We start from the raw sequence: 13,172 nt of genomic DNA, 5'->3' as shown, positions 1-13,172 counted from the left end.
GACTTTTTGAACTTCTTCTAACAATATAAGTTTAAAAAGGAGGATCAAGAGAACCGAGCAGTTCGAGGCGCAGCTGCCAGGAGGACACGGAGTGTAGCTTATACTACATGAGTACCGGACTGGCAATGCAACGAAGAAATGCGAAGGTTATCTTGACCGGACTTTTTAAACTTCCCCTATTAATGTTTGAAATGACGTACGCCAGTGAACACCATAGTAATGCCAAACTCATCAGCTTTTTTAATAGAATCTTCATCACGAATCGATCCGCCTGGTTGAATGATTGCTGTAATCCCTGCTTTGGCAGCCTCTTCTACTGTATCTGGCATTGGGAAAAATGCATCAGATGCAAGCGCACTACCTTGTGCTTTATCAGCAGCTTGTGTAATAGCAATTTTCGCTGAGCCAACGCGGTTCATTTGTCCAGCTCCAACTCCAATTGTCATATTATCTTTTGCTAAAACAATTGCATTTGATTTTACGTGTTTGACAACTTTCCAAGCTAGTTTTAAATCGGCCCATTCTTGCTCTGTTGGTTCACGTTTTGTTGGAACTGTAATTGCATCTTCATCTAGCGCTAGCGTATCTTCTTCTTGAACAAGAAGGCCACCTTGTACAGAAGTTAATTTTTTACTTGCATTTACTGCTTTTTCAATATTTACAGTTAAAAGACGTAAGTTTTTCTTACTTTGCAACACTTCTAATGCTTCCTCTGAGAAGGAAGGTGCAATAATAATTTCTAAGAAAATTTCATGTAATTTTTCTGCTGTAGCTTTATCAATTTCACGATTCGCTGCAATAATGCCGCCAAAGATTGATACTGGATCTGCTTCGTAAGCACGTGTATATGCTTCATGAATATCAGTACCAACACCAACTCCGCATGGATTCATATGTTTTACTGCTACCACTGCTGGTTCTGTAAATTCTTTCACGATGCTAAGCGCTGCATCTGCGTCATTGATATTGTTGTAAGATAGCTCTTTTCCATGTAACTGCTCTGCATATGCAACAGAAGAAGTTGCTGCAAATGGTGCTTTATAGAATGTTGCTTTTTGATGTGGGTTTTCTCCGTAACGTAAATCTTGGTTTTTCTCGAATGTTACTGTTAATGTTTCTGGACTTTCTTCTCCCATTTGTTCAGTTAAATAGTTTGAAATTAATGCATCATATGCCGCTGTATGGCGGAATACTTTTGCTGCTAATTTACGTTTTGTTTCGTCTGTAACTTCACCGTTTTCTTTTAACTCAGCTAGTACAACATCATAATCTGTTGGATCAACGATTACTGATACAAATTTATGATTTTTCGCAGCTGAACGAATCATTGTTGGACCACCGATATCAATATTTTCAATTGCATCAGCAAATGTCACATCAGGTTTAGCAACTGTTTCTTTAAATGGGTATAAGTTTACAACAACAAAGTCGATTGGCTGAATGCCTAATTCATTCATCTGCGCCACATGCGTTTCATTATCACGTACTGCAAGTAAACCACCATGGACGTTTGGATGTAATGTTTTTACACGTCCGTCCATAATTTCTGGGAAACCTGTTACTTCAGAAATCCCGATGACTTGTAAGCCGTTTTCTTCTAATAATCTTTTCGTTCCGCCTGTTGAAATAACTTCAATCCCTTGTTCAAGTAATCCTTTAACAAATTCTACAACGCCTGTTTTATTCGAAACACTTACTAATGCACGCTTTTTCATTTATCCTTCACCCCTAGTTGAATGTTATTTAACAGTTGGCTCTTCTATAAATTGAACGATTTCGTTCACCGTATCTACGTACAATCTATGTTCAACTTGCTGAATTTTCTTTTGTAAACTCTCTCTCGTATCCGTTTCAGAAACTGTTACTACTTCTTGTGCGATAATTGGTCCTGTATCCATCCCTGCATCTACATAATGAATTGTCACACCAGTTACTTTCACACCCGCTTCTAATGCTTGACCAACAGCATCTTTCCCTGGAAAACTCGGTAATAATGATGGATGAATGTTAATGATTTTCCCACCATAGGCTTCTAATAATGTTGACCCGATAAGACGCATATATCCTGCCAAAATAACACAATCAATCTCGTATTCTCGCAGTTTTTTTAATATCTCATTTTCAAATGCTTCTTTTGATTCATATTCTTTCGCTGAAAAAGCAAAGCATGGAACATGATGATAATGCGCTCGTCCGATAACACGTGCCTCAGGTTGATCACATACTAGCAAACTAATTTCAGCATGTAATCTTTTTTCTTCCACTGCATTAATTAGTGCTTGGAAGTTAGAGCCGCTTCCAGAGGCAAAGACTGCCAATCTACTCATAGTTCTGCGCCTCCATTAAAAGTAACACCTGATCCTTTTACAGTACGTCCAATAATATGTGCTTTTTCTCCTTGTTCTGCAAGAAGTTGAACAACAGCTTTTGCATCTTCTTCTTTTACTGCAACTACCATACCAATACCCATGTTAAAAATATTGAACATTTCTTTTTCTTCTAATTTTCCAACCTCTTGAAGCAAGCTAAAAATCGGTTGAATTTGCCAAGAACCTAGTTCAATTTCTGCACCGATTCCTTCCGGCAACATACGTGGAATATTTTCAATAAAGCCGCCACCTGTAATATGTGCCATGCCATACACTTCATACTTTTTCAATAGTTCTAAAATAGGTTTGACATAAATTTTCGTTGGTTTTAATAGTTCTTCACCAAGAGGTAGTTCTAAGCGGCCCTGTATACGATCTAAAGATAGCTGTCCGTCTTCCAATAACACTTTTCGTACTAAAGAATACCCGTTACTATGAATACCACTAGATGCTAAACCAATTAATACATGACCAGCTTCAATAGACTGACCTGTTACAATTTTCTTTTTATCAACAATTCCAACAGTAAAACCAGCTAAGTCATACTCTTCAGTGGAATACATACCTGGCATCTCAGCTGTCTCTCCACCAATTAATGCACAACCCGCTTGGCGACAACCTTCTGATATACCTTTGACGATGTTTTCAATTTTACTAGGTTCTGCTTTACCGCAAGCAATGTAATCAAGGAAGAAAAGCGGTTCTGCCCCTTGGACAACAATATCATTTACACACATCGCTACTGCATCAATACCAATTGTGTCATGTTTATCCATCATAAAAGCGAGCATTAATTTTGTACCCACGCCGTCTGTTCCAGATACTAATACAGGTTCTTCTAATGCAAATTTTGATAGATCAAACATACCTCCAAAACCGCCAAGACCGCCTAGTACTTCTTTTCTCATTGTTGTTTGTACGTGTTTTTTCATGCGAGATACCGCTTCATATCCAGCTTCAATATCTACTCCTGCTTGCTTATATGCATTCGCCATCGTTTTTTACACCTCGTCTTTTAATTTCTCCCACCCAAGCGGGCACTCTCTTTATAGAGTATGTTTTAGGAAAAAGCCAGCTTCTACTTAAAATGAAGTAGAAGCTTCTCGCCTTTTTATTTCATACTTTCTAAAAGCTCTTGCTCATAATCATAAAGAGCTGTTGGATAATCTCCATTAAAGTAAGCCATACATAAGCCGCCGTATTTCCCTTCATATGGACGTCCAATTGCATCTACTAAGCCATCTTCACTTAAAAATGTTAAAGAATCTGCACCGATGATTTGACGTATTTCTTCTACAGAGTTATTTGCTGCAATTAGTTCTTTTCTCGTTTGAATATCAATTCCATAGAAACATGGATACTTAAGTGGCGGAGAAGCAATTCTCACATGTACTTCTGTCGCTCCTGCCTCACGAAGCATGCGCACAATACGTTTACTTGTTGTTCCTCGTACAATGGAATCGTCAATCATTACAACACGCTTTCCTTCAACCACGCCTCGTACTGCTGAAAGCTTCATTTTTACCCCTTGCTCACGCAATTCTTGAGAAGGTTGGATAAAGGTACGACCAACGTAACGATTTTTAATTAATCCTAATTCGTATGGAATTCCTGTTGCTTCTGCATAACCGATCGCTGCCGAAATACTAGAGTCTGGAACACCTGTTACAACATCTGCTTCAATTGGAGCTTCCATCGCTAAACGTTTTCCCATATTTTTACGTGCTGCATGAACGTTAATGCCAGCAATATTAGAATCTGGACGAGCAAAGTAAATGTATTCCATACTACAAATTGCATGATCTACTTCGTTTGTAAAACGATCTACTTGAATACCCTCGTCATTAATGATAAGTAGTTCTCCAGGTTCTACATCACGAATGTATGTTGCACCAACTACATCAAAAGCACATGTTTCAGATGCTACGACATACGCATCCCCCATTTTCCCAATTGAAAGTGGTCGGAATCCATTCGGATCTAGTGCAACAATCATTTCGTTTCCTGTTAGTAAAAGATACGCAAATGCGCCTTTTACTTTGTTCAATGCATCTTTTACGCTCTCGATTAGTGAACCTTTTGTATTACGTTTAATTAAATGAAGCAGTACTTCTGTATCTGAACTTGTTTGAAAAATACTTCCTTCTGCCTCTAATTCACGGCGAAGCATTTTTGCGTTAATTAAATTTCCGTTGTGAGCTAACGCCATACTATGATCAGAGAAACGGAATAGTAATGGTTGCACATTTGCTACTTCACTTCCGCCTGCTGTCGCATAGCGCACGTGTCCAATTGCTGATTTTCCATTTAAGCCTTCTAGCTCACCTCTTGAAAACACTTCTGATACTAAACCTAACCCCTTATGGCCAACAATTTTCTCCCCGTTATTGACAACAATGCCCGCGCCTTCTTGCCCACGGTGCTGCAAACTATGCAATCCGTAGTACGTAACTTGTGCTGCATTTTCATGCCCCCAAATTCCGAAAACGCCACATTCTTCATTTAACCCCTTTATTTCAGCAAGCATGGGATTGCCCCTTTCCAAGCCTTTCTCATTTCATCAACATTTGCTATAAGTAATACTTCATTTTCTTCATTATGAATTGTTACTTCATTTGTATTTGTGACTTCTCCAACTTGAATTGCTTCTACTGATTTCTCAAACGCTTCTTGTTGTTCACGTTTTACTGTTACGACAAAGCGTGATTGTGATTCCGAGAATAATGCCGCTGTTGCTTCCCCATCTAATTTCACAGTAGCACCTAAGTGTTTCGCACCAATTGCACTTTCAGCAATCGCAACTGCTAATCCTCCTTCTGCAACGTCATGTGCAGATTGAACAAGTCCCGCTTGAATAGCTTCTAGTAATTGTTTTTGGCGTTTTAATTCTACTTCTAAATCGATGCTTGGTGATTGACCAAAGATTTTACCGTATATCATCTTTTGCAATTCACTTCCACCAAACTCAGCTTTCGTTTCACCAATTACATAAATAAGATCGCCAGCTTGCTTAAACTCTTGTGTTGTTACATGTTTTAAGTCATGAACAAGACCTACCATACCAACAGTCGGTGTTGGATATACAGCTTCACCGCTACGTTCATTGTACATTGATACGTTTCCGCCGATAACTGGAGTTTGTAATGTGCGACAAGCTTCACTCATACCATCTACTGACTTCTCAATTTGCCAGAAAATCTCTGGTTTTTCTGGATTACCAAAGTTCAAGCAATCTGTAATTGCAAGTGGTTCCCCACCAGAACATACGATATTACGTGCAGCTTCTGCTACTGCAATTTTACCGCCCATTTCAGGATCTAAGTAAATGTAGCGAGAGTTACAGTCTGTTGTCATTGCTAATGCTTTCTCTGTACCACGTACACGTACAACTGCCGCATCTGATCCTGGTGTAACAACTGTGCTTGTGCGCACTTGATAATCGTACTGATCATATACCCACTCTTTACTTGCAATCGTTGGTTGTTGTAATAGAGCTAGTAATGTCTCTTTATAGTTATCTACTTTTGGTGTTTCCATCTTCATTTCTTGGAACTCTTTAAAGTACGCTGCTTCTTTTGAAGGCTTATGATAAATTGGTGCTTCTTCTGCTAATGCATCTGCTGGAACTTCCGCTACCATTTCACCTTTATGGAATAATCGAAGCATTTTATCTTCAGTTACTTTCCCCATCGTAACTGCCGCAAGTCCGTACTTTTCAAATAAATCTACAATTTCTTGTTCTCTACCTTTTTTCACCACAATCAACATACGTTCTTGTGATTCAGATAACATCATTTCATATGGTGTCATACCTGTTTCACGTTGTGGTACATCGTCTAAGTACATTTCAATACCCATTCCTGCTTTACTTGCCATTTCTGCAGAAGATGATGTTAAACCGGCAGCTCCCATATCTTGAATTCCGACAAGAGCATCAGATTGGATCAGCTCTAGGCATGCTTCAATAAGAAGTTTCTCCATAAATGGATCGCCTACTTGTACTGCTGGACGTTTTGCTTCTGAACTCTCAGATAGTTCTTCCGATGCGAAAGTTGCACCGTGAATACCGTCGCGTCCTGTTGAAGCACCTACGTACATAACCGTATTACCAGCACCGTGCGCTTGCCCTTTTTTAATATCTTCATGATTAATTAAACCAACGCACATTGCATTTACAAGCGGGTTGCCTTCATAACATGGATCAAACTGTACTTCTCCGCCCACAGTTGGAATACCGATGCAGTTACCGTATCCTGCAATCCCTGCAACTACTTCTTCAAATAAATATTTTACGCGTGGTGATTGTAGTTCACCGAAGCGAAGTGAGTTTAATAATGCTACTGGACGTGCTCCCATAGAGAATACATCGCGAATAATACCACCAACACCCGTTGCCGCGCCTTGATATGGCTCAATTGCTGAAGGGTGATTATGACTTTCCATTTTAAATACAACCGCTTGGTTATCACCGATATCTACAATCCCTGCACCTTCTCCAGGTCCTTGTAGTACACGCTCTCCTGTTGTTGGAAACTTACGAAGAACTGGTTTTGAGTTTTTATAACTACAGTGCTCTGACCACATAACAGAGAAAAGACCTGTTTCTGTGTAGTTCGGCAAACGACCTAAAATCTTTTCAACCATGGCAAACTCTTCGTCTGTTAGCCCCATTTCCGCATATATACGTTCTTCTTTAATTTGTGTTGGATTTGGTTCAAGTATTAACGACATATGTTTCCCTCCAATGTTTCAAAATAGATTGAAAGACTTTTAAACCTTCAGCGCCGCCAAGCAATTCACTCACAGCACGCTCTGGATGTGGCATCATGCCAAGTACATTTCCTTTTTCATTTACAATACCTGCAATATCTGAAACGCTTCCGTTTGGATTGTCTACATAACGGAATGCAATTTGGTTCTTTTCTTCTAATTCTTTAAGAGTTGCTTCATCGCAGTAGTAATTTCCTTCGCCATGTGCGATTGGAATATCGATTACTTCACCCTGTTTATATTGCGACGTAAACATTGTTTCATTATTTTCCACACGTAACTGAACTGTACGACACATAAACTTCAAGTTTTCATTTCGCATTAATGCACCTGGTAGTAATCCTGATTCAACTAAAATTTGAAATCCATTACATACACCTAAAATCGGCTTTCCTTGCTCAGCAGCTTTTTGCACTGCCTTCATTGCATTTGCAAAGCGAGAAATGGCACCGCAGCGAAGATAATCACCGTAAGAGAATCCACCTGGTAAAAGAATTGCATCATACTCATCTAAATTCTCTGCATCATGCCAAACGTAGTCTACCTCTTCACCAAGCTCATCCTTAATTGCATGAAACATATCAACATCACAGTTCGAACCTGGAAAAACGATTACGGCAAATTTCACTGTGCGACAACCTCCTCAACTTCGTAACGGAAATCTTCCATTACAACGTTCGCTAATAGTTTTTCACACATTTCTTTTACCTTGCTATCCAGATCAGTTACTGATTTATCGATTGTTAACTCCATATATTTACCAATGCGGACATCTTGTACTTCTGTAAAGGAAAGACTGTGAAGAGCACCTTTTACTGCTGTTCCTTGTGGATCTAATACGCTCTCTCTTAATGTTACATATACCTTAACTTTATACATGTGAAGCTCCCCCTAAACGTTTTAAAATTTCTTCATATGCCTCTGTTAAATTGCCTAAATCACGGCGGAATACATCTTTATCAAATTTCTCATTGCTCTCTTCATCCCATAAACGGCAAGTATCTGGTGAAATTTCATCTGCTAATACGATTTCGCCTTCTTCTGTTACACCAAACTCTAATTTAAAATCTACTAACCTTACACGACAGCTTGCGAAGTGCTCAATCAATACTTGATTGATTTGTAGAGCTTTTTCTCTTAATGTACTTACTTGCTCTGGCGTTGCAACGTTTAATACGCGAATATGATCTTCTGTTACAAGCGGATCTCCTAAATCATCATCTTTGTAGTAAAATTCTACGATTGGTGCTGCAAGCACAGTTCCTTCTTCCATTCCTAATCGTTTTGAAAGACTTCCTGCAATTACGTTTCTTGTGACAACCTCTAATGGAATAATACTTACTTTTTTCACAAGTTGTTCTGTATCTGACAGCTTCTCAACAAAATGTGTTTTAATTCCCACTTCTTGTAACTTTCTGAATAAAAGAGTTGTAATCTCATTGTTCAGACGACCTTTTCCTGTAATTGTCGCTTTTTTCTCCCCATTGAAAGCAGTAGCACTATCTTTGTACTCTACCCAAACCATATCTGCTGCTTCTGTACGATAAATTCTTTTTGCCTTACCTTCATACAGCAATTCTAGCTTTTGCATTTCGCAAGCCCCCTGTAGTTTGAAAAATATGAATAATTTTTTTATAAAGAATGGCACAGAATGACTCTATTCTGTGCCATATAAAATTATCAGTTTAATCCAAGACGTTCAAAGATTGTATCAACGTGTTGTAAGTGATGCTCGTAGTTAAAGCATTCGTTGATTTCTTCTTGTGTTAATTTGCTTGTAATACGCTCATCTGCTTCTACAAGCTCCTTAAATTGTACTTGTGTCTCCCAAGCTTCCATCGCTTTAGGCTGTACGATATCGTAAGCTTCTTCACGTACCATACCTTTGTCGATTAGCGTAAGCATTACGCGTTGAGAGTAAATTAAACCGTATGTTCTTTGCATATTGCGCTTCATGTTCTCTGGGAATACCGTTAAGTTTTTCACGATATTACCAAAGCGATTTAACATGTAGTTTAATGCGATTGTTGCATCTGGTAAGATAATACGTTCTGCAGAAGAATGTGAAATATCACGTTCATGCCATAATGGAACATTCTCGTAAGATGTCATCATATAACCACGGATAACACGAGCTAAACCAGTCATATTTTCAGAACCGATTGGATTTCGTTTATGTGGCATTGCAGAAGAACCTTTTTGTCCTTTCGCAAATGACTCTTCCACTTCACGTGTTTCACTCTTTTGTAAACCACGAATTTCGACTGCCATTTTCTCAATAGATGTTGCGATTAATGCAAGTGTTGACATGTAATGTGCATGACGATCACGTTGCAATGTTTGTGTTGAAATCGGAGCTGCTTCTAACCCTAAGTTTTCACAAACATATTTTTCTACGAATGGATTAATGTTCGCGTATGTACCAACTGCACCAGACAATTTACCAACGCGAACTGTATCAGCTGCTTGTTTGAAACGGTCTAAGTTACGTTTCATTTCTTCATACCAAAGACCAAGTTTTAAACCAAATGTTGTTGGTTCTGCATGAACACCGTGTGTTCTTCCCATCATAATTGTGTACTTATGCTCTTTTGCTTTGTTAGCTAAAATAGTAATGAAATTTTCTAAGTCGTTTAGTAGAATTTCATTTGCTTGTTTTAAGATATAAGATAAAGCTGTATCTACTACGTCTGTAGATGTTAAACCGTAATGTACCCATTTGCGTTCTTCACCTAATGCTGGTGTTTCTGATACAGCACGAGTGAAAGCGACTACATCATGACGTGTTTCTTTTTCAATCTCATAAATACGCTCCATATCGAATGCTGCATGTTCACGAATTTTTTTCACATCTTCTTTTGGGATATCACCAAGTTCGGCCCATGCTTCACATGCTAAAATCTCAACTTCTAACCACGCTTTAAATTTGTTCTCTTCTGTCCAAATCGCACCCATTTCAGGGCGTGTATAACGACTAATCATTTTTTTCCCTCCAACAGTTGTTCTTGATGGTCCCAAATATGCAATTCTTGCGCTTTGTCTAAAGCATCTTCAACATTTTCATTTAAAATATTTACATGCCCCATTTTACGCTGCAGCTTTGCTTCTTCTTTTCCATACAAGTGTAAATAGCACCCGGTTAATCTATTCACTTGCTTTAGGACCCCTTCTATATGTTCGCCTAAAATGTTTACCATGACAACTGGTTTTAACAAAATTGTTTCTCCAAGAGGTAAATTACAGATTGCTCGAATATGTTGCCCAAATTGACTTGTTTCACATGCATCCAGTGTATAATGTCCAGAATTGTGAGGTCTTGGTGCTAATTCATTAATATAAATCTCACCATCTGCCGTAGCAAACATCTCTACCGCTAGTGTTCCCACAAGCTGCAGTTCATCCGCTAGTACCTGCGCATATTCAATTCCTTTTTGTGAAAGCTCTTCTGTAATACGAGCTGGTACGATGGATTCATGTAAGATGTTATTAACGTGAATATTTTCAGCTACTGGAAATACCTTCGTTTCACCACTTACGCTACGAGTTACAATAACTGATATTTCTTTTTCAAATGGCACCCATTTTTCAAGAATACATTCAGCTTGACTGGCAAGCTCCCTTGCTCTTACAACATCCGTCTCACTTCTTAAAACAACTTGCCCTTTTCCGTCATATCCTCCTGTTGTTGTTTTTAACACACAAGGAAAGGAAAGTTCCGTAATTGCTTCTAAAAGTTCATCTTGCTTCTTCACAAGTCTATATGGTGCTACTGGTAAACCAGCCTTTACGATTGCATTCTTTTCTGTAAAACGATTTTGCGTTTTGTTTAATAACTGACTGCCTTGTGGTAAATACGCATGTTTTTCAAGCCATTGTAAACATCTATAATCAATATTCTCAAATTCATATGTGACAACATCGCTTATTTCCGCTAAATGCTGAATCGCTTTCAAATCATCATAAGATGCAACAATTTCAATATCAGCAACTTGTGCACATGGTGAATGTTTTGCCGGATCTAGTACAGCAATTTTATAACCCATTTCCTTCGCTGCTAACGCCATCATTCTTCCAAGCTGGCCACCGCCAATAATGCCAATTGTTTTTCCCGGTAAAATGATTCTTGTCATACCAACTCACTACCTTCACGCACATTTTTCTCAATTGCTTCTCGTCTCAGTTCTAATGCATCATGTATGTCATCATGAAATGATCCAAGTATTTGTGCAGCAAGTAGTCCTGCGTTTGTTGAACCAGCCTTACCAATCGCAACAGTCGCAACTGGAACTCCTCCTGGCATTTGAACGATAGACAGTAAAGAATCTAAACCATTTAACGCTTTTGATTGAACAGGAACACCGATTACAGGAAGATTTGTCTTCGCTGCAACCATCCCTGGTAAATGAGCGGCTCCTCCAGCTCCAGCAATAATAACTTTTAACCCACGTTCACGAGCTGTTTCTGCATATTCAAACATATAATCTGGAGTCCGATGAGCGGATACAACTTTCTTCTCATACGGAATGTGTAATTCATCTAAAATGTCACAAGCATATTTCATTGTTTCCCAGTCTGACGTGCTTCCCATTATGATTCCAACTAGTGATTTCATATTAGAATCCCCCCGATTCAAATAAAAAAAGCCTGAAATAGAACAGTTTCTCTTTTACTATGAGAGAAAGCGCTCTACTCAGGCATACGTATCCCTTGTGAATAGAAAAATACCGAGTGACTTTCCCCCATAGTCTAACGAATAACGGTCGTTAGGTAGAGACTTGCAGGCCATATCCCCGCGATTATATGAGGTGCGATATAATATTGTTTCTATGGATATATTAACAACATTTCATAAGTCATGTCAACAAATAATCGAATGTTTTTTTATTAGTTATTGATATCGTTCGTGTTTTAGTTATATTTAAAAGAAGAAGTGAAAATATATGCAAGTGGGAAAGGGAATTAGGATAGGCGTATAAGATGCAATCATATGAAGAACTAGCCGTGTAGCGATAAAATACCTTAACCAGGATTTAATTGAATTTCATTTTCTAAATTTATCACAATAACAGTTATGTATTTTCAAATTCATACCATGTATAACCTTAGCATAAGAAGAAGTAATCAAATTAAGGTTCAAGTAATATCATTTTTTGTATATTTAAGTGAAGCTCATGATACTATTACTATAAGTTCACACTAATTTATAGGTGGATTAATTATGCAGAACCTTAATATATGGTCATATTTATTTTTTTCATCGCAGTAACTGGTGCAATTATCGAATCTTCCTTTATAACATCTCACTTTTTCTACTATCATTACTTCAAACCTATACTGCTTGTAGAAATAATTAGTCCCATTATCGGAATTTTTCTAGGTTCGTTCGGAAAACCTGGAAAACCAAAACAAATCGCTATTATTTTAAACAGCCTCTTCTTTGTTCTTTTTTCTTTTTTAGCATTGCTAAATTTATGGATTACTACATTTGGCAAATAAAAATGTATACAAAAAAACCTAAGTCGAAACGACTTAGGTTTTTGCTTGGCGACGTCCTACTCTCACAGGGACAAGGTCCCAACTACCATCGGCGCTAGAGAGCTTAACTTCCGTGTTCGGTATGGGAACGGGTGTGGCCTCTCTGCCATCATCACCAAACTATTGAAGGTATATTCCTTCAAAACTAGATAACATTTGCTTCATATTATATGGTTAAGTCCTCGATCTATTAGTATTCGTCAGCTCCACATGTCACCATGCTTCCACCTCGAACCTATCAACCTGATCATCTTTCAGGGATCTTACTAGCTTACGCTATGGGAAATCTCATCTTGAGGGGGGCTTCATGCTTAGATGCTTTCAGCACTTATCCCTTCCGCACATAGCTACCCAGCTATGCCCTTGGCAGAACAACTGGTACACCAGCGGTGCGTCCATCCCGGTCCTCTCGTACTAAGGACAGCTCCTCTCAAATTTCCTACGCCCACGACGGATAGGGACCGAACTGTCTCACGACGTTCTGAACCCAGCTCGCGT

Annotated in this window: 12 protein-coding genes, 2 rRNA genes and 1 riboswitch; of the genes, 1 reads left to right on the top strand and 13 read right to left on the bottom strand. The window is 38.6% G+C overall.

The window, feature by feature from the left end:
• Window positions 1-179: 179 nt before the first annotated feature.
• From purH to purE, 11 genes are all read right to left on the bottom strand, one after another.
• Window positions 180-1,715, bottom strand: coding sequence for a bifunctional phosphoribosylaminoimidazolecarboxamide formyltransferase/IMP cyclohydrolase (gene purH, locus JDS96_RS02210; protein WP_199665850.1), 1,536 nt, complete (start codon window positions 1,713-1,715; stop codon window positions 180-182).
• Between the two features lie 24 nt (window positions 1,716-1,739).
• Window positions 1,740-2,327, bottom strand: a complete 588-nt coding sequence (gene purN / locus JDS96_RS02205) for a phosphoribosylglycinamide formyltransferase (RefSeq protein WP_199665849.1) — start codon at window positions 2,325-2,327, stop codon at window positions 1,740-1,742.
• Window positions 2,324-3,364, bottom strand: a complete 1,041-nt coding sequence (purM, locus tag JDS96_RS02200; RefSeq protein ID WP_003205715.1) for a phosphoribosylformylglycinamidine cyclo-ligase — start codon at window positions 3,362-3,364, stop codon at window positions 2,324-2,326. Before purM ends, purN begins: the two co-directional genes overlap by 4 nt.
• A gap of 116 nt (window positions 3,365-3,480) precedes the next feature.
• Window positions 3,481-4,896 carry an amidophosphoribosyltransferase gene (gene purF / locus JDS96_RS02195; protein WP_018766468.1) on the bottom strand — a complete coding sequence of 472 codons (1,416 nt, stop codon included), beginning with the start codon at window positions 4,894-4,896 and terminating at the stop codon, window positions 3,481-3,483.
• Window positions 4,881-7,100 carry a phosphoribosylformylglycinamidine synthase II gene (gene purL / locus JDS96_RS02190; RefSeq protein ID WP_199665848.1) on the bottom strand — a complete coding sequence of 740 codons (2,220 nt, stop codon included), beginning with the start codon at window positions 7,098-7,100 and terminating at the stop codon, window positions 4,881-4,883. Before purL ends, purF begins: the two co-directional genes overlap by 16 nt.
• Window positions 7,084-7,767 (bottom strand): phosphoribosylformylglycinamidine synthase subunit PurQ, encoded by a 684-nt coding sequence (gene purQ / locus JDS96_RS02185; protein WP_199665847.1) that lies wholly within the window; start codon window positions 7,765-7,767, stop codon window positions 7,084-7,086. Before purQ ends, purL begins: the two co-directional genes overlap by 17 nt.
• Window positions 7,764-8,018 (bottom strand): phosphoribosylformylglycinamidine synthase subunit PurS, encoded by a 255-nt coding sequence (purS, locus tag JDS96_RS02180; protein WP_000278826.1) that lies wholly within the window; start codon window positions 8,016-8,018, stop codon window positions 7,764-7,766. Before purS ends, purQ begins: the two co-directional genes overlap by 4 nt.
• Window positions 8,011-8,730, bottom strand: a complete 720-nt coding sequence (purC, locus tag JDS96_RS02175; protein WP_003194587.1) for a phosphoribosylaminoimidazolesuccinocarboxamide synthase — start codon at window positions 8,728-8,730, stop codon at window positions 8,011-8,013. Before purC ends, purS begins: the two co-directional genes overlap by 8 nt.
• 89 nt (window positions 8,731-8,819) lie before the next feature.
• Window positions 8,820-10,121, bottom strand: coding sequence for an adenylosuccinate lyase (purB, locus tag JDS96_RS02170; RefSeq protein ID WP_199665846.1), 1,302 nt, complete (start codon window positions 10,119-10,121; stop codon window positions 8,820-8,822).
• Window positions 10,118-11,269: a 5-(carboxyamino)imidazole ribonucleotide synthase gene (purK, locus tag JDS96_RS02165; RefSeq protein ID WP_199665845.1), complete on the bottom strand. Its 1,152-nt coding sequence runs from the start codon at window positions 11,267-11,269 to the stop codon at window positions 10,118-10,120. The genes purB and purK overlap by 4 nt, the downstream gene beginning before the upstream one ends.
• A complete protein-coding gene (purE, locus tag JDS96_RS02160; RefSeq protein ID WP_006093209.1) occupies window positions 11,266-11,751 on the bottom strand; it encodes a 5-(carboxyamino)imidazole ribonucleotide mutase in 486 nt (161 codons plus the stop codon). The genes purK and purE overlap by 4 nt, the downstream gene beginning before the upstream one ends.
• Window positions 11,752-11,861: 110 nt before the next feature.
• A riboswitch (purine riboswitch) is annotated at window positions 11,862-11,963 on the bottom strand.
• 411 nt (window positions 11,964-12,374) lie between these two features.
• Between purE and JDS96_RS02155 the strand changes: the two genes are divergently transcribed.
• The gene (locus JDS96_RS02155; RefSeq protein ID WP_199665844.1) at window positions 12,375-12,635 is read left to right on the top strand and encodes a hypothetical protein; all 261 of its coding nucleotides are present in this window, start codon (window positions 12,375-12,377) and stop codon (window positions 12,633-12,635) included.
• A gap of 43 nt (window positions 12,636-12,678) precedes the next feature.
• Here JDS96_RS02155 and rrf read toward each other — a convergent pair.
• Both rrf and JDS96_RS02145 read right to left on the bottom strand, forming a co-directional pair.
• Window positions 12,679-12,794, bottom strand: a 5S ribosomal RNA gene (gene rrf / locus JDS96_RS02150).
• Window positions 12,795-12,844: 50 nt separating this feature from the next.
• Window positions 12,845-13,172: ribosomal RNA gene (locus JDS96_RS02145) — 23S ribosomal RNA — on the bottom strand; the annotation flags it as partial.

Origin of the sequence: Bacillus cereus group sp. N21 (assembly GCF_016483395.1) — a bacterium.
Lineage (GTDB): Bacteria > Bacillota > Bacilli > Bacillales > Bacillaceae_G > Bacillus_A > Bacillus_A pseudomycoides.
Note: the sequence above shows the minus strand (reverse complement) of the source record. Positions and strands in the feature narration are given on the sequence as shown.

What these genes read in the sequence shown, in the direction of transcription:
- purC (WP_003194587.1), bottom strand. Translation starts at nt 8,730, where the DNA reads ATGCAAAAGCTAGAATTGCTGTATGAAGGTAAGGCAAAAAGAATTTAT.
- purL (WP_199665848.1), bottom strand. Translation starts at nt 7,100, where the DNA reads ATGTCGTTAATACTTGAACCAAATCCAACACAAATTAAAGAAGAACGT.
- purF (WP_018766468.1), bottom strand. Translation starts at nt 4,896, where the DNA reads ATGCTTGCTGAAATAAAGGGGTTAAATGAAGAATGTGGCGTTTTCGGA.
- purB (WP_199665846.1), bottom strand. Translation starts at nt 10,121, where the DNA reads ATGATTAGTCGTTATACACGCCCTGAAATGGGTGCGATTTGGACAGAA.
- purH (WP_199665850.1), bottom strand. Translation starts at nt 1,715, where the DNA reads ATGAAAAAGCGTGCATTAGTAAGTGTTTCGAATAAAACAGGCGTTGTA.
- purS (WP_000278826.1), bottom strand. Translation starts at nt 8,018, where the DNA reads ATGTATAAAGTTAAGGTATATGTAACATTAAGAGAGAGCGTATTAGAT.
- purM (WP_003205715.1), bottom strand. Translation starts at nt 3,364, where the DNA reads ATGGCGAATGCATATAAGCAAGCAGGAGTAGATATTGAAGCTGGATAT.
- purK (WP_199665845.1), bottom strand. Translation starts at nt 11,269, where the DNA reads ATGACAAGAATCATTTTACCGGGAAAAACAATTGGCATTATTGGCGGT.
- purN (WP_199665849.1), bottom strand. Translation starts at nt 2,327, where the DNA reads ATGAGTAGATTGGCAGTCTTTGCCTCTGGAAGCGGCTCTAACTTCCAA.
- purE (WP_006093209.1), bottom strand. Translation starts at nt 11,751, where the DNA reads ATGAAATCACTAGTTGGAATCATAATGGGAAGCACGTCAGACTGGGAA.
- JDS96_RS02155 (WP_199665844.1), top strand. Translation starts at nt 12,375, where the DNA reads ATGGTCATATTTATTTTTTTCATCGCAGTAACTGGTGCAATTATCGAA.